Source organism: Burkholderia sp. RF7-non_BP4 (genome assembly GCF_001521935.1).
Taxonomy (GTDB): domain Bacteria; phylum Pseudomonadota; class Gammaproteobacteria; order Burkholderiales; family Burkholderiaceae; genus Burkholderia; species Burkholderia diffusa.
The window spans coordinates 89338-115853 of sequence record NZ_LOTA01000040.1; the positions used below are offsets into that span (position 1 = coordinate 89338).

22 protein-coding genes are annotated in these 26516 nt (G+C 63.4%); 15 read left to right on the forward strand and 7 right to left on the reverse strand.

What is annotated here, in order from left to right:
- Positions 1 to 168 precede the first annotated feature (168 nt).
- The 8 genes from WS49_RS17040 (at position 169) to WS49_RS17075 (ending at position 7185) form a co-directional block, all read left to right on the forward strand.
- On the forward strand, positions 169 to 648 hold the full coding sequence (locus WS49_RS17040) for a MarR family winged helix-turn-helix transcriptional regulator (RefSeq protein WP_059530791.1): 480 nt from the start codon (positions 169 to 171) through the stop codon (positions 646 to 648).
- A complete protein-coding gene (locus WS49_RS17045; protein WP_059530794.1) occupies positions 645 to 2795 on the forward strand; it encodes an FUSC family protein in 2151 nt (716 codons plus the stop codon). The genes WS49_RS17040 and WS49_RS17045 overlap by 4 nt, the downstream gene beginning before the upstream one ends.
- A 34-nt stretch (positions 2796 to 2829) precedes the next feature.
- Positions 2830 to 3042, forward strand: a complete 213-nt coding sequence (locus WS49_RS17050; RefSeq protein WP_044849171.1) for a DUF1656 domain-containing protein — start codon at positions 2830 to 2832, stop codon at positions 3040 to 3042.
- 2 nt (positions 3043 to 3044) lie between these two features.
- On the forward strand, positions 3045 to 3998 hold the full coding sequence (locus tag WS49_RS17055) for an efflux RND transporter periplasmic adaptor subunit (RefSeq protein ID WP_059530797.1): 954 nt from the start codon (positions 3045 to 3047) through the stop codon (positions 3996 to 3998).
- Entirely contained in the window at positions 3995 to 5494 is a 1500-nt protein-coding gene (locus tag WS49_RS17060) for an efflux transporter outer membrane subunit (RefSeq protein WP_059530800.1), read from the forward strand. Before WS49_RS17055 ends, WS49_RS17060 begins: the two co-directional genes overlap by 4 nt.
- 176 nt (positions 5495 to 5670) lie before the next feature.
- The gene (locus WS49_RS17065) at positions 5671 to 6096 is read left to right on the forward strand and encodes a TOBE domain-containing protein (RefSeq protein WP_059530802.1); all 426 of its coding nucleotides are present in this window, start codon (positions 5671 to 5673) and stop codon (positions 6094 to 6096) included.
- 16 nt (positions 6097 to 6112) lie between these two features.
- Entirely contained in the window at positions 6113 to 6700 is a 588-nt protein-coding gene (locus WS49_RS17070; protein WP_059530805.1) for a nitrogen fixation protein NifQ, read from the forward strand.
- Between the two features lie 119 nt (positions 6701 to 6819).
- The gene (locus WS49_RS17075; RefSeq protein ID WP_059530808.1) at positions 6820 to 7185 is read left to right on the forward strand and encodes a bleomycin resistance protein; all 366 of its coding nucleotides are present in this window, start codon (positions 6820 to 6822) and stop codon (positions 7183 to 7185) included.
- Between the two features lie 111 nt (positions 7186 to 7296).
- Here the strand turns inward: WS49_RS17075 and WS49_RS17080 are convergent, their stop codons facing one another.
- Together WS49_RS17080 and WS49_RS17085 are read right to left on the reverse strand one after the other, a co-directional pair.
- Positions 7297 to 8358 (reverse strand): DMT family transporter, encoded by a 1062-nt coding sequence (locus WS49_RS17080; RefSeq protein ID WP_059530811.1) that lies wholly within the window; start codon positions 8356 to 8358, stop codon positions 7297 to 7299.
- A 569-nt stretch (positions 8359 to 8927) separates the two neighbouring features.
- Positions 8928 to 9584 (reverse strand): ProQ/FinO family protein, encoded by a 657-nt coding sequence (locus WS49_RS17085; protein WP_059530813.1) that lies wholly within the window; start codon positions 9582 to 9584, stop codon positions 8928 to 8930.
- A gap of 676 nt (positions 9585 to 10260) precedes the next feature.
- Here WS49_RS17085 and WS49_RS17090 point away from each other — a divergent pair.
- Positions 10261 to 10845, forward strand: coding sequence for a DUF2889 domain-containing protein (locus WS49_RS17090; protein WP_059530897.1), 585 nt, complete (start codon positions 10261 to 10263; stop codon positions 10843 to 10845).
- A 177-nt stretch (positions 10846 to 11022) separates the two neighbouring features.
- Here WS49_RS17090 and WS49_RS17095 read toward each other — a convergent pair whose 3' ends face one another.
- Positions 11023 to 11514 carry a flavodoxin family protein gene (locus WS49_RS17095; protein ID WP_059530818.1) on the reverse strand — a complete coding sequence of 164 codons (492 nt, stop codon included), beginning with the start codon at positions 11512 to 11514 and terminating at the stop codon, positions 11023 to 11025.
- 193 nt (positions 11515 to 11707) lie between these two features.
- Positions 11708 to 12361 (reverse strand): TetR/AcrR family transcriptional regulator, encoded by a 654-nt coding sequence (locus WS49_RS17100; RefSeq protein ID WP_059530820.1) that lies wholly within the window; start codon positions 12359 to 12361, stop codon positions 11708 to 11710.
- Between the two features lie 84 nt (positions 12362 to 12445).
- Between WS49_RS17100 and WS49_RS17105 the strand changes: the two genes are divergently transcribed.
- From WS49_RS17105 to WS49_RS17115, 3 genes are all read left to right on the forward strand, one after another.
- A complete protein-coding gene (locus tag WS49_RS17105) occupies positions 12446 to 13573 on the forward strand; it encodes an MBL fold metallo-hydrolase (protein WP_059530823.1) in 1128 nt (375 codons plus the stop codon).
- Between the two features lie 1747 nt (positions 13574 to 15320).
- Positions 15321 to 16016, forward strand: a complete 696-nt coding sequence (locus WS49_RS17110; protein ID WP_006759638.1) for a ParA family protein — start codon at positions 15321 to 15323, stop codon at positions 16014 to 16016.
- A complete protein-coding gene (locus WS49_RS17115) occupies positions 16009 to 17040 on the forward strand; it encodes a ParB/RepB/Spo0J family partition protein (RefSeq protein ID WP_059530826.1) in 1032 nt (343 codons plus the stop codon). Before WS49_RS17110 ends, WS49_RS17115 begins: the two co-directional genes overlap by 8 nt.
- A 95-nt stretch (positions 17041 to 17135) precedes the next feature.
- Here WS49_RS17115 and WS49_RS17120 read toward each other — a convergent pair whose 3' ends face one another.
- Entirely contained in the window at positions 17136 to 18452 is a 1317-nt protein-coding gene (locus WS49_RS17120) for a replication initiation protein (RefSeq protein ID WP_059530829.1), read from the reverse strand.
- A gap of 2553 nt (positions 18453 to 21005) precedes the next feature.
- Between WS49_RS17120 and WS49_RS17125 the strand changes: the two genes are divergently transcribed.
- Positions 21006 to 21332 carry a hypothetical protein gene (locus WS49_RS17125; RefSeq protein WP_044848822.1) on the forward strand — a complete coding sequence of 109 codons (327 nt, stop codon included), beginning with the start codon at positions 21006 to 21008 and terminating at the stop codon, positions 21330 to 21332.
- A 368-nt stretch (positions 21333 to 21700) separates the two neighbouring features.
- Here WS49_RS17125 and gcvA read toward each other — a convergent pair whose 3' ends face one another.
- Positions 21701 to 22603 carry a transcriptional regulator GcvA gene (gene gcvA / locus WS49_RS17130; protein WP_059530831.1) on the reverse strand — a complete coding sequence of 301 codons (903 nt, stop codon included), beginning with the start codon at positions 22601 to 22603 and terminating at the stop codon, positions 21701 to 21703.
- A 140-nt stretch (positions 22604 to 22743) separates the two neighbouring features.
- On the opposite strand from gcvA, the gene WS49_RS17135 reads away from it, so the two are divergent.
- The gene (locus tag WS49_RS17135; protein WP_059530835.1) at positions 22744 to 24033 is read left to right on the forward strand and encodes an adenylosuccinate synthase; all 1290 of its coding nucleotides are present in this window, start codon (positions 22744 to 22746) and stop codon (positions 24031 to 24033) included.
- A gap of 235 nt (positions 24034 to 24268) precedes the next feature.
- Positions 24269 to 25210 (forward strand): LysR family transcriptional regulator, encoded by a 942-nt coding sequence (locus tag WS49_RS17140; RefSeq protein WP_059530900.1) that lies wholly within the window; start codon positions 24269 to 24271, stop codon positions 25208 to 25210.
- Between the two features lie 319 nt (positions 25211 to 25529).
- On the opposite strand, the gene WS49_RS17145 is transcribed toward WS49_RS17140, so the two are convergent.
- Entirely contained in the window at positions 25530 to 26243 is a 714-nt protein-coding gene (locus tag WS49_RS17145; RefSeq protein WP_059530839.1) for a dienelactone hydrolase family protein, read from the reverse strand.
- Between the last annotated feature and the right edge of the window lie 273 nt (positions 26244 to 26516).

Below are 26516 nucleotides of genomic sequence, written 5' to 3' on the forward strand. Positions count from 1 at the left end.
GCGGCACGTAAGGATCCGCCGCTCGCTTGCGATTTGACAGCTTGACCGGCGTCGGATCGACCGCCTAAATTGCTCGTTACAGGTCGACGTCCCGGGCGTGCGGCATGACATGCGGGTGACAAAAACGATAGTTTGCTATCGAATGTTTTTGCCCCTATCATCTCGCCCATGACCAATCTGCACGACCTCCGCCTCGCCGTCAGCAGCCTGCTGGTGCTCACCGCGCGCAAATGGCGCCGCACGAGCGACACCGTGCTGACCGCGTACAACGTGTCCGAAGCCTGCGCGACGCCGTTGCTGATTGCCGGTCGCCTCGGCGAAGGCGTGCGCCAAGGCACGCTCGCCGAACACGTCGGCATCGAGGGGCCGTCGCTCGTGCGCCTGCTCGACCAGCTGTGCGCGACCGGCCTCGCTCGCCGCGACGAGGATCCGCACGACCGCCGCGCGAAGACGATCTCGCTGACGGCTGCCGGCCGCGCGGTCACTGCCAAGATGGAGGAAGATCTGCGCGTGCTGCGCGCCCAGGTGCTCAAGGGCGTCACCCGTGCCGATCTCGAAGCGACGCTGCGCGTGCTGAACGCGTTCAACGCGGCTGACGTGCCGCATCCGGCGACGCGTCCGTCTCACCCCGCCGATTCCGCGCCATGACCTATCCGAGCCTTCGCGACTGGCTGTTCTCGGGCAAGACGTTCGCCGCGTCGATGCTGGCGTTGTATCTCGGCCTGTATTTCCAGCTGCCGCGCCCTTACTGGGCAATGGCGAGCGTCTACATCGTGTCGAACCCGTTCGTCGGCGCGACGCGCTCGAAGGCGCTGTATCGCGCGCTCGGCACCGCGCTCGGCGCGGCCGCCGCGATCCTGTTCGTGCCGCCGTTCGTCGAGACGCCGTTCCTGTTCAGCATCATCGTCGCGACGTGGTGCGGCACACTGCTCTACCTCGCGATCTCCGACCGCACCGCGCGCAGCTACGTGTTCATGCTCGCCGGCTACACGATGCCGCTGGTCGCGCTGCCGACGGTGACCGATCCGTCGACGATCTTCGACGTCGCGATCGCGCGGACCGAGGAAATCGTGCTCGGCATCGTGTGCGCGAGCGTGGTCGGCAGCGCCGTGTTCCCGAACCGGCTCGCGCCGACGCTGATCGAGCGCACCGACGCATGGTTCAAGGACGCGGCGTTCTACGGTCGCGAGACGCTGTCGGGGCACATCGCGGGCAAGGCGCTGTCGGCGTGCCGACAACGCCTCGCCGCGACCATTACCGGCCTGGAATTCCTGCTGAGCCAGTTGAGCTACGACCATGCGCACCCGCGCGTGCTCGCCCGTGCGCAGGCGCTCGCGGGCCGCATGCAGCTGTTCCTGCCGCTGATGTCGTCGCTCGCCGATCCGCTGATCGCGCTGATGCGCGACCTGCACGTGCGGCCACCGGCACTCGACGCGCTGCTCGCCGACGCGGCAAAGTGGTTCGATGCACCGCTGCCGGCCGTGAAGACCGGCACCGACGGCGACGTGGCCCACGATCCGGTCGCGGACAATCTGCGCGAGCGCATTGCGTCGCTGCAGCCGTCCGACAGTGCCCTCGCGAGCTGGGACGGCGCGTTGCTGTCGAACGCGCTGTGGCGGCTGCATCAGGTCATCGACATCTGGCAGGACTGCCGCTCGCTGCGCGCATTGATCGCGAACGAGTCGGGCGTCTGGCAGCCGCGTTTCCGGCACTGGCGGCTCGGCGGCACCGAACGCTTCTTCGATCGCGGGATGATGCTGTTCTCGACGCTCACCGTCGTGCTCGCGATCGTGGTCGCATGCTCGCTGTGGATCTCGTCAGGCTGGCACGACGGTGCCGCGGCCGTCACGCTCGTGGCCGTGTCGTGCAGCTTCTTCGCCGCGCTCGACGAACCGGCACCGCTGGTGTTCAAGTTCTTCCTGTCGACGGCCGCGAGCGTCGTGTTCGCCGGCCTGTACCTGTTCGTCGTGCTGCCGCACGTGCACGACTTCCCGATGCTCGTCCTGATGTTCGCGGGGCCGTTCATCCTGATCGGCACGCTGTTGCCGCGCCCGCAGTTCAACATGGTGACGATGCTCGTCGCGGTGAACACCGCCACCTTCATCAGCATCCAGAGCGCGTACGACGCCGATTTCTTCGTGTTCCTGAACAGCAACCTCGCGGGCGTCGCCGGGCTGCTGTTCGCGTACGTCTGGACGCGCGCGACGCGTCCGTTCGGCGCGGAACTCGCGGTGCGGCGCCTGCTGCGTTCGGGCTGGGAGGACGTCGCACGCTCCGCATCGACGCAGCCGCTCGACGACCAGCGCAACCACGCATCGCGCATGCTCGATCGCGTCACGCAACTGCTGCCGCGCCTCGGCGCGTCGGACGACCACCGCCATCCGTCGATCGAGAGCTTCCGCGACCTGCGCATCGCGCTGAACGCGCTCGACCTGCGCCGCTCGCGCCGCAAGCTGACGGGCGACGTGCCCGACGCGATCGACCGCGTGCTGGCCGGCGTCACCGATCACTACACGCGCTGCGCGGCCGCGAATGCGCGACAGCCTGCACCGCCCGCGCTGCTCGCATCGATCGACGACGCGCTGCAGCGCGTGGCCGGCCGCAACCTGCCCGGCACGGCCGCCGCATCGGCGGGCGACGGCACGACGCACGCCGCTCCCGCAGCGCCGGCCACGCCCGCGACACACCGCCGGCTGCGCGACACGCTGCACGCGCTCGTCGGCCTGCGCCTGTCGCTGTACCCGGCCGCGTCCGCGCAGCCGCCGCATGCCGCACCGGACGGAGCGCGCGCATGATCCCGCTTTCCAACCTGTCTTTCCGACCGCGACCATGATCGGCGAAATCGACATCTTCGGCGTATTCGTGCCGGCTCCGCTCGTGCTGATGCTGATCGCCTACCTGATCAACATCGTCGTGCGCGCGCTGCTCGAACGCGTCGGCTTTTACCGCCTCGTCTGGCACCGTTCGATCTTCGACCTCGGCATCTACGTGTTCGTGCTTGCCGCGGTCGTCATCGTGTCTCACCATCTCGTGGCTAGCTAACCGTGAAAAAAACCTGGCTCTCGGCAGGGCAGATCCTGCTCACCCTGATCGTCGTCGTCGTGGCCGCCCTCGTACTGTGGCGGATCATCAACTACTACATGTTCTCGCCGTGGACACGCGACGGCCATGTGCGCGCCGACGTGATCCAGGTCGCGCCTGACGTGTCGGGGCTCATCACCGCGGTGCACGTCGCCGACAACCAGGAGGTGAAGCGCGGCCAAGTGCTGTTCGTGATCGACCAGGCCCGCTACACGCTCGCGGAGCGGCTGGCCGAAGCGACGCTCGCGCAGCGTCGCGCGACGCTTGCTCAGGCGAAGCGCGAATATGCGCGCAACCTGCAGCTCGGCAACCTGGTCGCCAGCGAGCAGGTCGAGGAAAGCCGCACGCGCGTCGAACAGGGCGAAGCTGCCGCCGCGGATGCGCAGGTGTCGCTCGACACCGCGAAGCTCAATCTGCAGCGCACGACGATCGTGAGCCCCGTCGACGGCTACCTGAACGATCGCGCGCCGCGCGTCGGCGAATACGTGCCTGCCGGCCGCGCGGTGCTATCGGTGGTTGACCGCAATTCGTTCCGCGTCGACGGCTACTTCGAGGAAACCAAGCTGCGCGGCATCGGTATCGGCCAGCCGGTCGACATCGTCGTGATGGGCGAGCCGCATCCGCTGCGCGGCCACGTACAGAGCATCGTCGCCGCGATCGAGGATCGCGACCGCACGCAGGGCGCGAACCTGCTGCCGAACGTGAACCCCGCATTCAGCTGGGTGCGGCTCGCGCAGCGCGTGCCGGTGCGCGTCGTGCTCGACGAGGTGCCCGACGACTTCCGAATGATCGCCGGCCGCACCGCGACCGTCGCGGTGCGAACCGACACGCGCCGCGACGACAATGCGAAGCCGGCCGCCGGCGCGTCCGCGGCATCCGCGCCCGCGGCCGTCAGCGCGGCGGGAGCATCGCAATGAAGCGGCACGGCCTGCGCCTCGCGGCGGCACTCGCGCCGCTCGCGCTCGCACTCGGCGCGTGCAAATCCGTCGGCCCCGACTACAAGCTGCCGCAGCAGGCATACGTGAATGCGCCGCTCGCGAACCACGCGCTCGACGACGCGAACGACACGCTCGTGTCGCGCGACGCAGTGCCCGGCAACTGGTGGCAGCTGTACGACGATCCCGTGCTCGACGAACTCGTGCGCAGTGCGCTGAAATCGAACACCGACCTGCGCGTCGCCGCGGCCAACCTCGCGCGTTCGCGCGCGGCGCTGGAAGTCGCGAACGAACAAGGCGGCTTCTCCGGCAGCGCGGAAGCAGCCGTGCAGCGCGCGCAGGAATCGGCCGAACAATATCTGCTCGAAAACAAGTTGCCCGTCGTGAACGAAGGCGCGGTCGGCATCAGCGTGTCATACGAACTCGATCTGTTCGGCAAGCTGCGTCGCGGCGTCGAAGCCGCGCGCGCGGACAGCGAAGCCGTGCAAGCGGCCGCCGACCTCGCGCGCATCACCGTCGTCGCGGACGTCGTGCGTGCCTACGTCGAATCGTGCTCCGCCGGCGACGAACTCGCGATCGCGAAGCAGTCGCTCGCGCTGCAGCAGCAGCGCGTGAAGCTGTCGCAGCGCCTGCGCGATGCGGGACGCGGCAATCAGACCGACGTCACGCGCGGCGTCACGCAGGTACGCACGCTCGCGGCCGACATCCCGCGCTTCGAAGGCCGCCGCAAGATCGCGCAATACCAGCTCGCCGCGCTGCTCGCGCGTTCGCCCGCCGATCTGCCGAAGGCGGTCGCCGAATGCGAGCGCCTGCCGAAGCTGCGCCAGCCGATTCCGATCGGCGACGGCGCAGCGCTGCTGCGCCGCCGTCCCGACGTTCGCGAAGCCGAGCGTCAGCTCGCCGCCTCGACCGCACGGATCGGCGTCGCGACCGCCGCGCTGTATCCGTCGATCAGCATCGGCGCGTCCGCCGGTTCGGTCGGCGTCGCCGCCGATCTGTTCTCGTCCACCACGAATCGCTGGTCGTTCGGACCGCTGATCAGTTGGTCGTTCCCGGTCAACGGCCAGCGCGCGCGCGTGCGCGAAGCCGAGGCGGCGACCGGCGGCGCGCTCGCGCACTTCGACGGCGTCGTACTGAACGCGCTGCGCGAGACGCAGTCGAGCCTTGCGACCTATGCAGCCGACGTGCAGCGCACCGACGCGCTGCGCACGGCCTACGAATCGGCGCGCAGTTCCGCTGACGAAACGCATCGGCTGTATACGGCCGGCCGCGAGTCGTTCATTTCGGACCTCGATGCGACGCGCACGCTGACGAGCGTGCGTGCGCAGGTCGCCACGGCCGAAGGTCAGGTGGCCGCAGACCAGGTGAAGTTGTTCCTCGCGCTCGGCGGCGGCTGGAAAGGCGATGTAACGGCCGCTGCGGCGCAGCAGACGTCGACGGCGGGCACGCCAGCTGCTGCGTCGGCGGCTGCGAAGTAAGCGCGCGCGGGGCGGCGTGCACGACATGCCTGCCGCCGCGCAGCATCGTGCGCCGTTTCGCATGTCCGGTATGTCGATGCCCACGTCGCGCTTGACTTGCATTGCCGGTAAACTCGTCCGCGATTTCCGCCGTTCGCTCGCCGCCCGCCGGGCGGCCCCTTTCCTGGAGAGTCATCATGCGCACCAGCGCCCGTAATCAATTCGCCGGCCAGATCAGCGCCGTCAAGCCCGGTGCCGTCAACGACGAAATCACGCTGCGTACCCAGGACGGCCTCGACATCGTCGCCGTGATCACGCACGGCAGCGTCGCATCGCTCGGTCTCGCGGCCGGCGCGAAGGCCTTCGCGCTCGTCAAGGCATCGTCGGTGATCGTGATGGTCGACGTCGACGGCAGCAAGGTGTCGGCGCGCAACTGTGTCGCGGGCACCGTGTCGTCGATCGCGACGGGCGCGGTCAATTCGGAAGTCGTGATCAAGGCCGCAGGCGGCACCGAGATCGTCGCGATCGTCACCAACGACAGCGTCGATCGTCTTGGCCTTGCGAGCGGCAAAGCCGCGTCCGCGCTGTTCAAGGCGTCGAGCGTGATCGTCGGGGTCGAGTGATCCTCCGGTGATTGCAATGACGTCCGCGCTCGAGCATGCGCATCGACGCATATTGCAAGCGCTGCTGTCCGGCGCGGCCGATACCTATTCTCCGGATGCACGTTTGTTCGGTGAACTCATTGCGGCACGCGCATGCCGCAACGAGGTCGCGCTGCTCGGCCTGTCTCCCGCCCGGTTGAACGGCCTGCTTGCCCGCCAGTTTCCACGCCTGAGTTCCGCCGATGCGGCGGCGCTCGCGCCGGCAGCCACCGTCGCACCGCTGCCGGCCGCGCACGCGCAATTCGTCGAGACGCTACATGCGCTGTTGATGCGGGATGCGCATCCCGTCGCGCACGACGATGCCGACTGCGTCGCTGCAATCATCGCGCATGCGTGCCTGCGCCCCGATCACCTGTGGCGCGATCTTGGCCTTGATGGACGCGACGCGGTAACCGCGATGCTCGATCGCTATTTCCCCGCGCTTGCCGCACGCAATGTCGCGCAGCTGCGCTGGAAGAAATTCCTCGCGCAGGAAGTGGCCGCATCGCTCGGCCGGCCGCCCGGGTCCGCGCCAGGATGCCCGGGCTGCGAGGATTTCGGATTCTGCTTCCCCCCGGGACGATAATCGCGACGGCGGCCTGCGCAGCTTGTCGGTGCGCATCGTTTGACCGATGATGCGCGACATCCCGTCCGCGCATTTTCCCGCGCGATCGTTCGACCGCAACGCTCACTGGAGAACCAGCCTTGACCGACTTTGCGAGTCCCAATCTGCCGTCGCGCGATTTCGAAGCCACGTCGCTGTTCTACGCGAAGCTCGGGTTCGTCGAAACCTGGCGCGACGACGGCTGGATGATCCTGAGACGCGGCGACCTGCTGCTCGAATTCTTTCCGCATCCCGGTCTCGACCCGGCCACGAGCTGGTTCAGCTGCTGTTTCCGGCTCGGCGACGTCGGTGTGTTTTTCGACGATGTGCTCGCCGCCGGCATTCCGGAACGGACGAGCGGCTGGCCACGCGCGCATCGGCCGAAGCGCGAGGCATGGGGCGGCACCGTCGGCGCGCTGATCGACCCGGACGGGTCGTTGATCCGGTTGATTCAGACGGAAGACTGAGTCGCAATCGAACGACGTCGACGCGACCCCGCGGGCGCCCGATAACGTCCCCATAAACAGCTACTTTTCGATGCGCATTGCACGCGCGCGTCGTTGTCCGTTGCCGCGCAATCAGTGCCGATGGCGGTGGTGAATGTCCGGGAAATGCGCGTGACTGTGCGTGATCGGCAAGTGCACGTGCGGATGCGTGTGCGGTTCATCACCGTCATACGGAAAATCGTGCGTGTGCTGATGATGTTCGTCGTGCCGATGCCGGTGCGTATGCTCGAGTCGTTCATGCGCGTGCTCGTGTTCGTGCCGTTCGCGCACGTGCAGCCAGATGCCGAACGCCATCAACGCGGCCGCGATCCAGAACGTGACGGACGGCAGCGCCGGCCAGATCAGCAACGACAGCACGACACCGAACAGCGGCGCCACCGAAAAATACGCGCCCGTGCGCGCACTGCCGAGATGGCGCAGCGCCACGACGAACAACACGAGACTGATCCCGTAGCCGCCGAGGCCTGTCAGCATCGCGGCGGCCGCGGCCGGAATGGCGGGCAGTGCCGCGCCGGTCGCGAGCGCGATACCGATGTTCACGGGCCCGGCGACCAGGCCCTTCGCACACGCGATGACCATCGCATCGTTCGCGGCAACCTTGCGGGTCAGATTGTTGTCGATCGCCCAGCACAGGCATGCGCCGGCAATGAGCAACGCGCCGATCGGCATGCCCGCGCGCCCCGGGCTCCACGACAGCAGCGTGCCGCCGGCGACGATCGCGACCATGCCGAGAAACACCTGAAGATCCACGTTCTCGCGAAACACGACCCACGCGATGATCGCCGTCAGCACGCCTTCGAGATTGAGCAGCAGCGCACTCGTCGCAGCCGGTGTGCTCGACAGTCCGAGCATCAGCAGCGCCGGCCCCGCGACGCCGCCGGCCGCGATCGCGCCGGCGAGCCACGGCAGGTCCGAGCGTTGCAGCGGCGCGGCGTTCTCGGCCGGCGCGCGGCGGCGGCGCAACCTGCGCAACAGGATTCCGACGCCGAGGCCGATTCCGCTGCCGAGATAGAACAGGCCGGCGACCATGAACGGCGACATCGCGCCGATCAGTGCCTTGGCGAGCGGCGTCGCGGCGCCGAACAGCGCGGCAGCCGTGAGCGCGACGAGAATCGCGGAATGTCTCGGGTTCATGATGCGGTCTTTGTGTAGCGCGTTGTGCGTATGAAATCGGCAAGCTTCGTGTGACGCGGTGACGCGTACGCCTTGCCGGTGCCTTTCAATTTTGGGGAATGTCGGGCGAATTGCGCCGGCTTTCAGGTAGCTGTCGCGTCATGCGCGACCGACAACGCGCCGGCCCGACGATTCGTGCCGGGGAGATTATCGCGTTTGTGTGACTGGTCGCCAACTGACGGGTGGGCGGCCGTGCGGTGCGTCCGGACATCGCCCTGCGGCCTTTCGAATATGGCCGTACTTCGCGTTTGTGCTGCGGCCCACGTACGACAAGTTCGTGTGGGAGCGCATCCGGGATTTCATCTTCAATCCGATTACATTAGGAAAACGAATTATCGTGACGAAACGTGAGCGAGTGGACGTGGGTCACGATTGGCAGTTCGATGAGGATTGGGTGAGGCTGACTGGCTGTGCCGCCAGCGGGAGCAGTCCCGACCTGCCCCGGAGGACAGGTCGGTCTGTCATGTGTGCGCTGCATGCGTGGTGCAGGCAGGCCGTCACCGCGCGGTCGCGCGGCGACACATCGCGTGTTACTCGCTCGCGGCCGTTTGCTGCTCGGGCTGCGGTGCTGCGTCGGCCGGTGCTTCCGCGGTCGCCGGCTGCGGCGCGGCGGCGGCCTGCGCTTCCACCTTCGGCTGCTGCGGTGCGCCCTTCGCTGCTTGCGCGCCGCCCTTGTTGCCCGGACGGCGCGACTTCAGCCGGCGCGCACGCGCCGCGTCGTCGTGCGTCACGCGCCCCGCTTCGTTACCTTGCAGATCGACCCGCACCGCGTCTTCGACGAGACACGACCAGTAACGATTGCCGCGGCACCACGTGGACATCGCCTCGCGCAGCTCGGCCTCGCTCAGGCCGACGGCTTGCGCCTCGCGAGCGAGGTCGTCCCAGATACCGACCTTCAGCGGCACCTTCGGAGCCGGATTCTTCGGGAACGCGCGCGGGAAGCGGCGCTGCAGTTTGCCGATCGCGACGATGACCGGATCGACCGGCGTCGACGGCTTCGCCGAAGCGGGCTTCGCGCCGGACGACGCTTTGGCCCCGGCACCCGATTTGGCCCCACGAGCGGGCCGGTCGCCGGACTTCGGCTTCGCGCCTGCGTCCGGTTGCGTAGCCGGTCGCTTCGCGTTGCGCTCCTGCTTGGCCTTTGCTGCGAGCTGCGCCCGCAATTCGGCAAGTTGTTCAAAACCCATAAATTCAATCCACCAGGAATATAAGGTGTGGTTCGTGCAGCCATTCCGCACATCGGCGTTCGCCGCATCGCCTGCGGCTCGTCTGCCACCGACGCGGATCATTGCGGGGCCGCATCGCCACCACCACTGTTTCAGGCACCCGGCCACGATGCCGGACAAAGGCAGGAGTGGAAGTATACCGGTACGCGCGGCAGTCGGTTGACTCAACGGTTCGCATTTGATGGATCCGATGGCAAGGCAATGCGTCCGCGCGGTCGTGTTGCGCATTATGGCGGCGTTTTCGCGGTGGATCGACACTCGCGTTACGTAGTGTCGTTACGGGTCTTTCTGCTTCAGTGCGCCAGTCATGCGATGCACCGGTTATTCCACAGTACGAAATGGCGAGCAATGGTACGGATAGCGAATACGTCGGATTCCGCCGATTCGCATCGTCCGAAAGACCGGGCTTTCGCATACGATGAGCGTGGCGTGGCGAGTGTGCATCGATCTCTGCCGTCAGGCTATTAGTTGCGGTCGCATCGATCGTCGAGCGCATGCCGGCATCGGAAAGTGCGTACTATTGGCCGGATCGACAGCGTCGGCGGTTCGCCGTGGCCGGCTTCACGACGCGCTGTTCAGCCGACGACATCGCGGTCGAATGCAAAATGACCCCGGCCGTACGACACGGAGCGAATACATGAATCCCCGACACGCCCTCCCGCACGACGGCATCACGCGCGAAGAGATTCACCATCGGCGGATCGACATGCGCGGCTATCGGCGCAGCGACGGCCTGTTCGAAGTCACGGCCTGTCTCGCGGACCGCAAGACGAGCGATTTCACGCCGCCCGGCGGCACGCGCACCATCGCGGCGCTGGCGCCGATTCACGATCTCGGCGTAACGCTGGTCTTCGACACCGACATGATCGTGCGCGCGGTATCCACGTTCATCAGGTCGCATCCTTATGCGCAGTGTCCGGGCGGCGGCGACACGCTGCAGGCGCTCGTCGGACTGCGCATCGGTGCCGGGTGGAACAGCGAGGTCCGCAAGCGTCTGCCGTCGTGTGACACGTGCACGCATCTGAAGGAAATTCTCGGTCCTGTCGCGACCGCGGCCTATCAGACGACGGTCGGCGTGCGCCCGTCGTCGCTGAATCAGCGAGGCGACGACGGGAAGCCGCTCAAGATCGACAGCTGCCATGCGTATGGCGCCTCACGCGATCTCGTGAAAAGCCTGTGGCCCGAATACCATCGGCCGCCAGTGTCGACAAAGGCCGACTAAGGCATCGACATTCCACGGGTGCAGCTGTCGCAAACGGCAATGCGATTCGCACGAGCGATGTCTCGCGCAAAATGCGCGTCTCGGGAATTCGCTGCAATCGGCGCCATACGGCAGGCATCGCGCTCCGGTCGTTGCGCACTGCCACGGCTCCGCTTCGGCCGGCTTGATCGCCGGCAATCAGAACACGCCGAGTGCAAGACCCGCAGCGAGCCCCGCGCCGATCTCCGCGCAGCGCGCGAGATCCTCGCTGCCAATCGTCTTCGGCGCGAGGATCCGCTCCGGCGTTTGTGCATGGGTGCAGATGATCAGGCCTGGCGACACATTCCTGAGCCGCCATCCGGTTGCGATCCGGTCGATCTGACGCAGCGCGTTCTGTCCGTCACTGCCTGCGCAGATCATCGCCGCATACGGGCGACCGTTCACGCGATCAAGCGCGGCGTAGTAACAGCGATCGAAGAAATCCTTCATCAGCCCGGACATCGCGGCGAGATTTTCCGGCGTCGCGAACAGGTAGGCGTCGGCGGCGAGCACGTCGTCCGCGCTGGTCGCATCCGCACGCTGCAACCTGACGTCGACGCCGGGTTGCGCGCGCGCGGCAACCGCGGCCGCTTCGGCCATTTGCTGCGTGCCTCCGGTCATCGTGTGATAGACGATCAACAGCGTCTTCATCGGTTTTCGCTCGCGTTCGGTTTCATTTGCGCTTGCCGCATGCGTCGGTGCGGCTCAATCTGGCTACGTAGACGTGTGTACCGGTGCCTGAGTTCGCCGGTTGTCGAATGGCGCTTTCCTCGAGGCGGAGGATGAGGCTCGCGTTGCGGATATCGACGCGACTATTCCGCATCGTGCTTCGCGCGACGTGCGGTCAGTCTTGCACTGTACGTGACACATCGGCGTGATCCGCGCGCGCGTAGTACGCAAGAAACATGTCAGCAGCCGTTTCCGCGACCTTCTGTTGTTCCTGCACGCCGAGCGGGGGCTGGCCCATCGTCACTTGCGGCCAGAACGCGAACGCTTTCACGATCCCGTGCAGTTGATGCGCGGCAAATACGGGATCGGTCACCGACAACCGGCCAGCCGCCGCGGCCGCACGAATCCAGACCGTCACGTCTTCTTCGCGCTCGCCCATGCGTTCGACCATGTCGCGCGCGCGCTCCGGCGAATGGATAGCCGCACCGATCGCGACGCGGGCGAGTGCAAGAAACGCTTCGTCGTTCAGCAACCGCAACTTGCGGCCCAGCAGCGCGAGCAGCTGATCGCGCAGCGGGACGTCGGCGCAGTAGGCCGGCGCGCCGGCGGTCAGCGTTGCGTCCCACAGCTGACGCAGGATCGCCGCGAACAATGCTTCTTTGCCTGGGAAATGGTTGTAGACGGTGCGCTTCGACACGTCCGCGCGAGCGGCGATGCGATCCATGCTGGTCGCGTCATAGCCGGCCGCGAGGAATTCGTCGATCGCCGCGGCGAGTATTGCCGCACGCTTTCGGTCGGTCAGCCGTTGAGGAGAAGTGCTCGTATTCATTCGAAAAATTCTACACCCTCGAGTTTACTTTTTCCGGAGATAAACTACACTGCTCGGTGTACTTTATTTTCCGGACGAATCGACATGGCTTCGCCTCTCGTATTTCTTCATCGCATGCTAGGTTTCGCCGCTGCCAGGCGTGGCCGCACCCTGTCCGGCGAGTCGCCGCAGCACAACGGCGAACGCTTCAGCAACGTTGCACCGCGACCGGCTGAAGGCTTCGGTAAAACGCTGGGCATTGCATGGAATATGCTGGTCAACAAACCACGCAACACGGTTCCGACAGGCGCATTGCCCATCGATTCACTGACTCGCGAACAACTCGACGCAGCCCCCGACCGCAGCCTGTATCGGCTAGGACACTCGACGCTGCTGTTGAAACTGCGCGGTGAATTCTGGCTGACCGATCCCGTATTTGCCGAACGCGCATCGCCGTTCCGACGCATCGGCCCGAAGCGCTTCCATGCGCCGCCGATCGCGCTCGAGGACCTCCCGCCGTTGCGTGGCGTGCTCCTGTCGCACGATCACTACGATCACCTTGACCGTGCGACTGTGCTCGCGCTTGCGGCGACCACTGGCGTATTCGTCACGACGTTGGGCGTCGGCGACCGCCTGATCGAATGGGGTATCGACGGGAAAAAAGTACGCCAGCTCGACTGGTGGCAAAGTGTCGACGTCGATGGCCTGACGCTGACCGCGACACCGGCACAGCACTTCTCCGGGCGCAGCTTGTTTGACGGCAACAGCACGCTATGGGCGTCGTGGGTCATCGTCGACGACGACCTGCGGGTGTTCTTCAGCGGCGATACCGGCTACTTCGACGGTTTCCGGACGATAGGCGAACGGCTTGGGCCCTTCGACGTGACGCTGATCGAGACCGGGGCATACGATCCGCAGTGGCCCTACGTGCACATGCAGCCGGAAGAAACCGTGCAAGCGCACATCGACCTGCGCGGGCGCACGCTGATGCCGATTCACAACGGCACGTTCGATCTCGCGATGCACCGTTGGCAGGAACCGTTCGAGCGCGTCACCGCGTTGGCAATGGTGCGCGGCGTCGAGCTATCGACACCCAAGATGGGCGAGCGACTCAATCTCGATGCGCCGCATCGCGGCGAACGTTGGTGGCGAACGGTCGATGAGCCAGCAAAGGCTTCTGCGGCGAAGGCACGTCGGTGGCAGCAGCTGTGCGCATCGCAGGCGACGAAGTAGGTTCGTTGGCCGCGGCGGTGAATTTTCGCGGTGATATGCGGCTTGGTAGCGGACTCTTTGGGCGATCGTCGGTGACGATGATTAGCCGCCCCCGATAGCAGACATCCGGAGAAGTGGAAGATATACACGGCGGTGGCGATGCGCTTCACCCTGTTGACACGAAGTCTGCAGATTCCCCTTCAGCCGCATTGTGATGGACACTGGCAAGACACATAGGAAACAGTCTTCCGAGGCCGTCTACAGAATCCGCCTTCGCTCAACGCTGCCTGGGTGCGCGTCGCAAATGCAATATCGACCAGGCGACCGCTTCGATTTCCCCGATGCCGACCGGCTTGCGATCCGGCACCGTCGCTGCAGCGCGTTGTCACGTGACAACTAGCGATATAGAACTCGCTACACCTATCAAGTCCCTGCTGGTCGATCCACGCGATGTCTCGGGTCGCCAATAGGCAGATCGAACTGCGCGTCGACCCAAGAGATTTGTATCATATACCACAAAACACGTTTTATTTAACACAGTATTGTGTGATTCATCATCACCTAGACACGATAACACGCGTCAAATTCATGCGCCCCTATTTCACCCGTCGCGCGCGCTCGTTTTGCGTGAAACAACGTGAAGAAAGTGGCGCAACCCATTGCTAGACAAGGGTTTCCGAATGCCCACCTTTTTTCGGAATTGTTTCACGCCCTGCTAGTTTGCGCCATCTCTCCTCGCCGACGCCCAGGAATTTGCGCCCCAAAGCCCATCGAGAACGTGTGAGGCAATGCCGATGCCCTCGACCGTCGAAGCCGCGGCCAACACAACAAGATGCGATATCTGTCCCGCCCCTACCCTATGTCATCGTCGTTTCCTCTGGATGCGGACCGCCTTTTTTTATTGGGGACATATCACATCGCCAGAATTAGTGCGCCTCCGCAGGTCAGAGACACGCGCAGCTCGGGCGGGTCTACCCAAGACATCAAGCGGCTCGACCAGCATCGATCGCTGACACATACCCGACTGGTCCAGCACCTCCCCATACGGTACCGCTGAAAATGCTGCGCCGGTATCAAGCTGCTGATTTCGGCATCCATCCGTGGCGGTTGTCACGTGACAACAACCCGATGCCTTGCGAATAAGCGACTTGGGCCTAATCGAACATGACCAACTCATGTATCGCACCGACTTCTTTGCACCCGTGCCGTCTACGGTGGTTGCGCCAAGACGGGAGATATGTGTCCAGAATCATCCCTTAGGCGCGTTGTCACGTAACAACCCGCATCAGTCGCAGTGCCAATCGTCATAAATGCAGGGCGCCGTAACGAGGATCGAGGAAGAAGAAATCGTCGGCATTACCATCGCGCGTCGTGTCTGCATGCTTCCCGGCTAGCAGCATTTGACGTCTTAACCCATCGAATCGGCTCGTCACGTGACAACTTTAGATCCCGACGCAGCTCAGGGCGAGTCACGAGCTGATTGCCAATTCGCGCCGGAATTACCAACGATAGCGAGATCACATCTGGCATCAGCATGTGACCCATGCTACCGGCACTGAAGTTGCCAGCACTTCATTAGCACCTTCATCTCGAACGAAATGCCATGTGTTTTTATTTTTCATTCGAATTACAAATAATCTTCTAGCCATTCGACCAGATTGTCACGTGACAACAACATCTATCAGAAAATCCTTCTTTTCCTCCGATGCTTTTCTGGACTTTTTGGCAATAACTGCATATATTACGCAAAACTCCTTGGAGGAATTTAATGGCTTTCAAGATCGCCGTCAGTAATCAAAAAGGTGGTACTGGAAAGACCACCATCTCCGTCAATATCGCTGCAGCCTTCGAGGCGGGTGGCAACAAGGTCGCCTTGATCGATGCCGACCCTCAAGGCACATCGGTCAGATGGGTGACGAGCGGCGAAAATACGCTCCCGATGACAGTTCTGTCGTTGGCCCCCGCCGGCCGTGGCATTGGTGGCGAGATCAAGAAGCAGGATGCAAATTTCGATGTGATCGTCGTCGATTGCCCCGGCAACCTCGAAGACCCGCGCATCGCATCCGTACTCGAAGTCGCCGACTTCTGCCTCGTGCCGCTGTCGCCATCGCCGGCCGACCTGTACAGCACAGTCGCGATGATTCGTATGATCGAATCGATGCGTGCCGTTCGTAACCCGAATTTGTCTTCCGCACTGATGCTGAATAGCGTCAATGGAAAAACTAAAATGCGAGAAGAAATTTTAAAAATTCTAAGGGCTGAAGAAATAGGGGAGCATCTGCTCGACAGTCAGATCGCGCAGCGCGAGGTCTACCGGCAGACATTTGCCCTCGGCACCACGATCCATCATCACAATCGATACCTGAAGGGACTGAAGGAAGCCCGCGCGGAAATCGAGAGACTGGTCACCGAAATGGCCCAATACATCGCGTCGACGCGCGCTACCGGAGCCGCTCATGGCTAAGGACACATCGAAAGACAAGAAGCCGACCGGCAACCTGCATCTCGCAGCAGGCTTGCTGCGCGGGCTCGCACAGGAAAACGCAGCGCTGGAAACGCGCCTGCCCGAGCCGACGCCCGCGTCGAATCCTCCCGTCGAAGCCGCAACCCCCGTCATCTCGACCGCTGTCCCCGCATCCGACGCGCTCGATCTCGGTGCGCCGCAGAAGGTCGCGGTCAAGGACTGCATCCCGAACCCGTTCAACCCGCGCGTGTTCTATTCCGAGTCGAGCCTGCACGAACTCGCACTGACGCTGAAGCGGGAAGGGCAGATCGAGCCGATCAAGGTCACGCGTCTCCCGGAATTTCCCGGCAAGCTCGTCGTGATCGATGGGCAACGCCGCTTGCGCGCGACGAGCATCAACGGCGACGAAACGATCAATGCGACATTCCGCACGGACCACACGCCCGAGCAGCTCTACACGATCGCGTATCGCGCCAACCACGACCACGAACGCCAGACCATTTTCGACGATGCAGTCGCATGGAAGCGTCTCCTCGACGAAAAGGTATTCCCCGACCAGAACACACTCGCGGAGAAGATCGGCAAGGACAAGGCATCGATCAGCAAGACACTGTCGCTGAACGCACTGCCGAACACATTGCTCGAACGGATGGCCAGCGCGAACGATGTGGTCGGGCTGCAGGCCGCGTACTTCCTGAAACTGATTTTCGAGCGCCTGGGCGAACCGGCTGCCGACCGTCTGCTCACGGCGGTGATCGACCGGAAAAAGTCGGTGCGCGACCTCGAGAATTTCCTGCGCGCGCAGAGCGACGGCAACAAGAAGACGGGGCGCACGCGTTACAGCGTTCGCCACGATTTCGCGCTCGAATCACGCGCGATCGGCCAGCTGAAGACCTATCCGGACGGGCGTCTGGATCTGCAACTGAAGGGAGTCGATGCGTCCCACCAGGAAGCGCTCGCCGACCGGCTCAAGACCGTGATCGACGCATACGTCGCTGATCTGGCGGTAGCCGCGCAAAAATAAAAGAAGGCGTCCAAAGCAAAGGCCTCGCACCGGCATGGCACCGCGCTGCCGGATGAAGTCCGGTCCACGGCGCATGCCAGGCTGCGAGGCCTTGATCAGTTGGTCGCGAGGCTGCTTTTCAGCAGGAATTCCAGCAAGTCGTCCGAGGTCGGTTCGCCCCAGGTATCGAGCGCCAACCATCGGAAGAAGCTGGTTTGCGCCAGCTTGCTCGCCTTCTTCTTCGGCGACAGCGTGAGATCCTTCGAACCGGCCACCGTTTCGTTGTAGCGCTCGATCAGCTTGGTCTGGTCGTCGATCTCCAGCTCGCGGAAATACGCGCCGGCTTCCTCGACCTTCGCCGCCAGGTATTTGTCGCGAATCTGTTCCTGCTTGCTCTGCCCGGATTCCTTTGCCGGCGCGGCCGTTTCGGTCCCCTGCCCGTCGGCCAACGTATAGCCGTGCGTCAGCGCCTTGCGGAAATATGCGGCCACGTTGTCGACCGGCGCTGCGTTCTTCTTCGTAGTCCGATTGAGCGTATAGGCGATCGCCGCCTTGATGCGCTGCACGCCGTATTGCGTGATCAACCGGCGCGCTTCCGAACGCGGGATGCCGAACTTGGCGACCTCGTCGACGAGTGCTTCGTTCTTGACATCGCCTTCCTCGACCGTATCCGCGCTCTGCTTGCGCGTCACCTTGAACTGGACGGCCTCCACGCTGCGACCTGACTTGTGTTCGATCAGCTCGAGCGTATGGTCGGAAACTTCGTTCACCTCCTGAATGCACGGCACCAGGACCTTGCTCTTGAAGAGCTTGTACTCCTTGTACGACTGCGACGCCTTGTCCTGACCGAGAATGAGGTCGCGGAATTTCGGCAGCGGGATCTTTGCCGTGATGCCGATCCCCTCGTAGCGCACCGTGTTTTCCCAAAGGGCAAGCGAGTGCGAACGCCGAAACTCGCGCGCGATCCGCATATCGATGAGCGCATAGATTTCCGGATTGAGCAGCTCGCTGCGAATCTGGTCGGAGAAGCTGTACTTCAGCACCGATTGCTCGAGCTCGGCGCCGGCGAGCAGGCCCGACGCCTTCCACACCGTCGAGCGGTCCGCAGCAAGGTAGTCCCAGTTGACGACGGTACTGATCAGCGAGTTGACCGTATCCTTCACATACTTCGTGTTGTTGCTGTTCAACCCGCTCTCGTGCGACAGCGCGGCGATCGAGATCGAGAAGCTGGTCCGGCCGGGTTCGAACGCTTCCTGACGAAGGGCGTTCTTGATCAGCGAGCTGAACATCTTGCGCTGCTGCAGACCGATCTTTCCGGACTTCGGAGCGATATGAATTGCCTGGACCGCCTTGCGCAGCAGATCGGGGGGCTCGGGCGTCTGAAATAGCGAAACCTGCTTGTCGGAGCCTTTGATTGCGGGCTTGCGCGGCATCGTGATGTCCGGAGAAGGTGACCGTATTGATGGCGGACTTTATACCTTTTCGAGTTACCGGGCAATGCCTTCTTCTCCAGTATCACTTCCAATATCGCCGCTAAGGCCTCGTCTTAAAAGGAAAAATTCCATTTTTACGATTTGTGCGGAACCCCATATCCATCTACCTTTGCGCCAGAATCAGCTCCCAAAACCTGCTACCTGTGTGATCTGTAGCCAGAATCCGGCACGGGACTTGCCTAACTGAAGGTAGCCATTCATGGGAAATAATCCGGAGGAACGGGATCGGTGAACCCGATTCGTGGTGCCCTGCAACACGGTCTGCATTCCCCCATAACACGCTACCTTTAGCACATCCCATGAATGGTTACCTATCCAGATCCTCCAGCGCGGCGTTTTGCCTTCATCTGCGCTCGGCAGCCGAAAATACCTCCCATGAATGACTACCTTGGGATTTCCCCACAGAAGGTTACCTTTCCGCCGGCCTGATACTGTTTATGGGACCCCAGCTCCGAGGGGACAAGCAGGACTAGATCGTTCTGTCCGCGACGGCACCCATAAATGACTACCTGGAATCCATCCCATAACCGGCAACCCCACATGAAATGCTGTGCCCGCCACCATAGACGAATCAGCAAGGACGCACCATAAATGGGTACCAATAGATTCCCCCCATAAAAGGTTACCTGAGGCGTTTTTGGGCCAAAATCCCATAGCAGGCTACGCGTGCCCCATATCCACAACCCCCATTTCCCACAGCGCGGTACCCGATTCCCCAAATCCACAGACCTGAAACCCCATATCCTTCCGCCTGTGCCCCCATAAATGGGTACCGAACACCTGTCAAACCCTTGCCAGACAAGGCTGTGAGCCGCCTAAAAGTAGTTAAAGAAGTAAACGTGGTTTACCAAAGATGTAAACACACGCGTGCCTGTGCAGAAAAAGCAACCCCATAAACCGCTACCAAAGCGACCCCGTGAGGCTCGACGAGCACAGCAATTCTGGGCCTAAGGCCTGTGGAACCCTCGATCTCGGCCTTATTTTGCAAGCGTCCCAGGCCTAGCAAGGCTCCCCATGAAGGTGAGTACCTACTAACAAATACTCAAACGTAGAAACTTATGGGAGGAAATCTCCGCTTTCGGTCCCTAGGTTCCCATCTATGGGAACAAAAAAGGCACCCAGCGGTATGTTTCCCATCCGGGATTACCCGCAGGCTACGGCCACCGTGGTCAACAGCGGAGTGCCGCCGGTTCTCGTCATGGCAGTGAGAAATCATCGGAATTCATTCTCACGCGGTTTTTTTAGCGTCCGAGTCGGTGCTTCCGTGGAAAAGTCTTCGACTGTCACGTGTTGGTCTGTCTGGGGCTTTCTGCTCGATGACCCGTGCACAGACGAAATGGGCTGGCTCTTGATCCGCTCACTCTGCATCGCGGTTTTCTACCTTTGAACCGGCATCTGAATTGCCACCGTGTCCCGACCGGTGCGACGAAAACCCATCCCTGTGCCAAGCGAGACGCCGACCGGGCCCCTCGAACACAACAATCTCGGCAACTGCCTCGAACGTGAAGTTGGCGCCATCAATATGGCTCACCCTCATCGAACCCGTACTCGAATCCCGAAAATTCTCACCGCTGGAAGTTACCGTGTCCTGTAAAAGCTCACCTACAAGGCGTCCATCGGATGAACAAACCGTGCGCGCGACGCCCCCGCACCAGATGCGATCACCCGATGGAAAAGCTGTGAGGCACGCACGCAGCGCCTGATGTGTCGCCGTCCTTGCTGCATAGACTCGAGACTTTTCGCGACGTCAGCACGATGACAAGCGTCACGCATTCGCTCATGCGACCGTTAGCGTGGTGCCTGTGCCAGTCGTGAGCAAATGCCTGACGAAACGTTCACCTGGAGCGGCGGAGGTCGTCTCAACCTGCAAACGTCATCTCCCACATCTGGCGACGAATAGAACCGAACAGGTAGCCACGCGTGCGACGATCGGTTACCCGATCGTTCGTATCGTGTCGACGTGCGGGAAATGCGGCAGGCTCGGTACAGAATGAAGCGTGGTCGTTTATGGGAGGAACCGTCGTTCGCGCGACAGCGAATCACAACATGGCGCACAGGTTCGCGATTCCATCGCATATCCCGCTCGTGAGGCGACGATCGCGTTGCGCGAGCAGCAGATTCCACGGGTGAAACAGTCGACGTCGAGCGAGTGCGTAAAGTACCGAAATCGATCTCATCTTCATCGGCAATCTGCCCCGTATCGGTGGAACGATTCGCTTCGCCACGCGGTTGCCGCGGTCGTGCACGTTGCGTGGTTCCCGAGCACGATGCATCACCTGGCCCCTGCGAAACGCGGAGCGGACGGGCGTGGGACACATGACGATACGACGCCCCATACGTGTATTCCCAACAATGTATGCATGATGGCGCCACATTTTTTTCAACGCGGTTATGATGCAAAGGCCCTGACCGAGACATGAAGACCGATCAGGGGCAGGGGCGGTATCTCGATGTGCTTTCACTCCGTGACCAATCAGAAAAGAGAGTTCAGCGATGCGAATCCAGATCAAAAAACTGACGCTGGCTGCGACGGCAGCCGCGTTCCTCTTCGGCTCCGCCGCTCCGGTGTTCGCGCAGACCGACGCCAGTGCACCGGCTGCATCCGCCGCATCGGATGCGAAAGCCGCGAAACGTGAAGCACGCAAGGCAGCACGGGCAAAACGCAAAGCCGAACACAAGGCAGCGCGTGCGAAGAACAACGCCGAACTGAAGAAGCTCGAAGACGCTGGTTACAAGCCGGCGGCCAACGATCCGAACTATCCGCAGAATCTGCAGAACGCTGAGAAGAAGGCGGGCGAAGCCGCTGGCGCAAGCCAATAAGCGTTCCCCCCACGAGACAAACCCCGGCTCGCGCCGGGGTTTGTCGTTTCTGCTGCTGAAACGCGATGCGCGACCGGTCACCATGGAAGTGTGATATCCGAGTCAATTGATTCGATATCCTTTGTTTCTCGGTGAGATGAATGCCAACTCGATCCGTTTAGTCATCCTTCGCTACTTGAACGACATGCGCCATTCTGCTTGTTCAGTCTAAGAGGAATCCTACGGATTACAACAGATCTCAGGATGAGTCACGAGGCGAAAACCGATCATGCGCGAACAATATGGCTCCGCGCAATGGAACACGAAACCCCGCATCAATCGAGCTGGTGCGCATTGCGCAACGACTGGTCGCCGACATACCGACTTGATCAGCGCCGCGCGTCCGCCGTTGCGTTCCCCGTTGCTTTCAGCCAATCCTTGAATGCCCGCACGGCTTCGTCTTCCGCGCGCGCAGCCGCCACGTAAGTGAAATAGCGCCACGGCGGTAGTGCCGGTTCGCTGAACGGCTGCACCAGCCGGCCTTCGGCGATGTCGTCCGCGACGAGGGCGATCGGCCCCATTGCGACGCCGAGGCCGTCGAGCGCGCCTTGCAGCGTCAGATAGAAATGCTCGAGCGTGAGCGAATGCCGCGGCGCCAGATTCGCGTGCCCGGCCGCCGCGAGCCACTCGGGCCACATACCGGGGTACGTCGCCGCATGCAGCAGCGTGAAGCCGGCGAGATCGGCCGGCGTACGCAACGGCCGACTCTCGAGCAACTTCGGCGCGCATACAGGCAGCCGGATTTCGGATAGAAACTCCTCGGCAACATATCCGTCGATCGCCTGCGGGCCGCCGCGGACGATCAGGTCGACCTTGTCGCGCAACTTCTCGATGGGCTCGTTCGACGTCGACAGCCGCACCTCGATGGCCGGATGCGCAACCTGGAACGACGACAGCTTCGGCACGAGCCAGCGCAGTGAAAACGTCGCGGGCGCGCTGACGCGCAGCACGCGCTGCTGCCCCTGGCCGAAATGCTGCGCGGTGGCGAGCGCGATCCGGTCGAACGAGGCACCGACCTCGGCAAGGTACATGCGACCGGCGTCGGTCAGTTCGACGCGCCGGTTGTGGCGCTCGAACAGCGGTCGGCCAAGCCATGCCTCCAGTTGCTGAACGTGCCGGCTGATCGCGCCATGCGTCACGCACAGCTCGTTGGCGGCGAGCGTGAAACTGCCGAGGCGGGCCGCGGCTTCGAACGCGCGCAGCGAATTCAGTGGAGGGAGTCGTCGGGCCATGTATCGTTTCGCGTGAAATTTACTCACACGAATGCTCAGATTTAATCGTTTGATCGGGTGATCCTGCTCCGCCAATATGGCACACAAACGGCCGATGTGGCCGGAATGTGTGTCTGGATTTCTCACATGGAGTATGGAGCATGCCGAACGTGGTGGTGGTGGGCGCCCAATGGGGTGACGAAGGCAAGGGACGCGTCGTGGACTGGCTGGCGGTGCAGGCCGATCTCGTCGCACGCTACAACGGCGGCCACAACGCGGGGCATACGCTGGTCGTCGGCGACAAGACGTACAAGCTCGCGCTGCTGCCGAGCGGCATCGTGCGCGGCAAGCGCGGCGTGATCGGCAACGGCGTGGCGCTCGATCCGGAAGCGCTGCTGGCCGAGATCGGACGGATGGCCCAGCTCGGGCTGTCGGTGACGCCGGACAATCTGTCGATCGCGGAGAATGCCACGCTGGTCCTGCCGATTCACCGTGCGATCGACCAGGCGCAGGAGCGTCTGCGTCGAGAACCCATCGGCACCACGCTGCGTGGGATCGGGCCCGCTTACGAGGACAAGGTCGGGCGCCGCGGTCTGCGGGTCGCGGATCTGGCGGAGCCGGGCCAGCTTGCCGACAAGCTCGACGTGCTGGTCGATCACCACAATGCATGGTTCCGCGGCCTGGGGCTCGAGCCGTGCTCGCGCGACGCGATGCTGGCAACGCTGATCGACATCGCGCCGAAGATCCTGCCGTTCGTGCGTCCCGTGTGGACCGACCTCAACGACGCGAACGACCGCGGCGCGCGCATCTTGTTCGAGGGCTCGCAGGCCGTGATGCTCGACATCGACTGGGGCACGTATCCGTTCGTGACGTCGTCGGGCACCGTTGCATCGGCCGCGGCGGCCGGCACGGGCCTCGGCGCGTCCAAACTCGGTCACGTGCTGGGTGTGACCAAGGCGTACGCGACACGCGTCGGCGGCGGACCGTTCCTCACCGAACTGACCGACGCCACCGGCGAAGCGCTGCGCGCGCGTGGCCAGGAGTTCGGCGTCAACACGGGCCGGCCGCGCCGCTGCGGATGGCTCGACGCCGCGCAGTTGCGGCAGGCGGTGCGGATTTCGGGCATCGATTCACTCGCGCTCACCAAGCTCGACGTGCTCGACGGCGTCAAGTCAATCCAGCTGTGCGTCGGCTACGAACTTGACGGCGCACGTGTCGACCATCTGCCCGCGAGCGTCGATGCGCAGGCGCGCGCAACGCCCGTCTACGAAACGTTCCCCGGGTGGGACGGCACCGTGAAGGGTGTACGTGAGCGCGCGGCGTTGCCGCGTGCCGCACGGGATTTCATCGCGCGCGTCGAGGCGATCGCGGGCGTGCCGGTGTCGATGATCACGACCGGCGCCGAGCGCGACGACACGATCGTGCTGCGCAATCCCTTCGACCCGATCTGAGCGCGACGCTACACGCGCGATGTGTGCCCCGGCAGGCCGCGATGCGGCCTGCAACGATCCAGTGCCGGTCGTCCTTCGACATGCGGCGCTGCATGAGCGATCGCCCGCCGATGCGGCGCACGGCAAACTGGACACGTCTGCACCGCTGCGGTACTGTTCCGCACAATTCGCGCCAGACCGGAACGTGCCGGGGCGGGCGCCGCTGCAAGGCGATTTCAATCCCGGGGACATGTCGATGGACACGTTACAGATGATGCGCATTTTCGTCCGGGTGGCGGAGGAGGGCAGCTTCACGAGCGCGGCCCAGCGCCTGGATATCACCACTGCCTACGCATCGCGTTCGGTCGCGCAACTCGAAACGCACCTGCGCACCCGTCTGCTCAACCGGAGCACGCGCCGCATCGCATTGACGGATGCCGGACAGCGCTATCTCGACCGCTGCCAGCGCATCCTCGGCTATATCGACGAAGCGGAAGCCGAGGCGGCCGACGCGCAGGTGAAGCCGTCGGGCCGCTTGCATGTGCATGCGACGACCAGTTTCGGTCAGGCCTACCTGGTGCCCGCGGTGGTGCGATACCGGCAGCGTTATCCGTCGGTGGCCGTCGAGCTCACGCTGTCGCAGCACGTGCCCGACATCATCGACGAAGGCTACGACGTGTCGCTCCAATTGAGCGCGACGGAGCTGCCCGACTCGGGGCTGGTGTCGCAGCGGCTCGGCGATGTGCACAGCGTGCTGTGTGCGTCGCCGGCATACCTGAAGGAACGGGGCACGCCGCGCACCGTGCGCGATCTCGAATCGCATGCGTGCCTGCAGATCGTCACGCCGATTTTTCCGCGCGACCGGTGGCATCTCGACGGCCCCGATGGTCGCGAGACGTTCGAACTGCCGCTGCCGGATTTCCAGGTCAATATCGCCGATGCGCTCGGCGCCGCATTGCGCGCCGGTCTCGGGATCGGCTCATTGCCGATGTCGACCGCGGTGCCTGCTCTGGCGAGCGGTGCGCTGGTTCGCGTGTTGCCCGAGTACCGGCTGCAGAAGCTGACGGTCTACACGCTGTATGCGTCGCGCCAGTACCTCGACGCAAAGATCCGCACGTTCGTCGATTTCCTGCGCGAATGCGTGCCCGAAATGTTGTCCGCCGACGAGGCGGCGCTGCGCGGTTCCTGCGAGTCCTGAGCGAAGGCGGACAACGAGTGCCGGGTTAAATGACCCGGCATTCGCAAACGCGGTCCGTGAATCGACGTTTGGCCGTGCAGGATATTTTGCACACCGAACTTGATGACGAGGGCGCAGCCGAGCTTTCGAAACTGAGGTGTATTGCGGAGCCGGCCGTGGCACTCGCATTCCGTCGTGCGCGCTTCGGTGTCGAACCCGTGACGCGCGAGATGATCGCATAACGAATTCGCTCCATAAAACGACAACGCCACGATTGCAAGGTCGTGGCGTTCGCTTCATGTGCATCGCAGCCCAGCAGCGGTGGAGATCCGCTGCGACATTACTGCTGCTTGTCCCAGAGCGTGCGCCCGAAGAACGTGAGTGTGCGATCCCACGCGATCTGCGACCACACTGGATCGAACTGCGTGCCGCCGATGCGGCCCGGGCCGACAGCCGTTTCGTTCGCGAACGCGTGATGCGCGAGATAGCGGTGGAATTCGACGTCGACCTTTGCGCCGGTCAGCTTCTTCTCCAGCGCATCGACCTGTTCGATCGCGAAGAACGCATCCTGCGTGCCCCAGTGGCCCATCAGCGGCACCTTGATCTTCGACGGATCGAGGTAGTCGAGCGGGGGGAAGCCGTACCAGGTGACACCGGCGTCCGCATCGGCGAACTGCAGCGACAGCAGCGTGAGAGCGCCGCCCATGCAGAAGCCGGTGATCGCCACGCGCGACGCGCGCGTCTTCAGGTATTGCACCGCGCCGGGAATGTCCTGCGATGCAGCATCGCCGAAATCGAGGCCCGTCATCAGGTGATGCGCTTCTTCCTCCTCGACCGTCGACTTGCCGCGATACAGGTCGGGCACGAGCGCGATGTAGCCGCAGCGCGCGAGGCGATCGGCGACGCCGCGGATCTGGTCATTCAGGCCCCACCACTCCTGAATGACGACGACGGCGGGTGCACCTTCGGTCTTTTCCGGCGTGGCGAGGTAGCCCTGCAGTTCCTGGCCGTCCGGACGGCGAAACGTGATCATGGAACCGGATGTTTGAGACATGAAACCGCTCCTTTTCGAAAAATGCGATGAGTGCGGCATCGGATCGGCCAGCGAGTGGGTATGCCCGGTGAGTCGAGGCTTCGCTCGCGTTCGCTTCGGCCGGCGCCGACCACGCGGCCATTCTATGCGCAAACGCCGGCGGTCTGCGCGAACAGCGCGTTGCGGCGGCCGATCCGCGCCCACGCGTCGGTCGGGCTGCGTGCAGCGCGCATGTCGCGTGCACCGAAAGCGAAACACCCCGCCCCGGTGAACGGGAGCGGGGTGCTTCGTCGG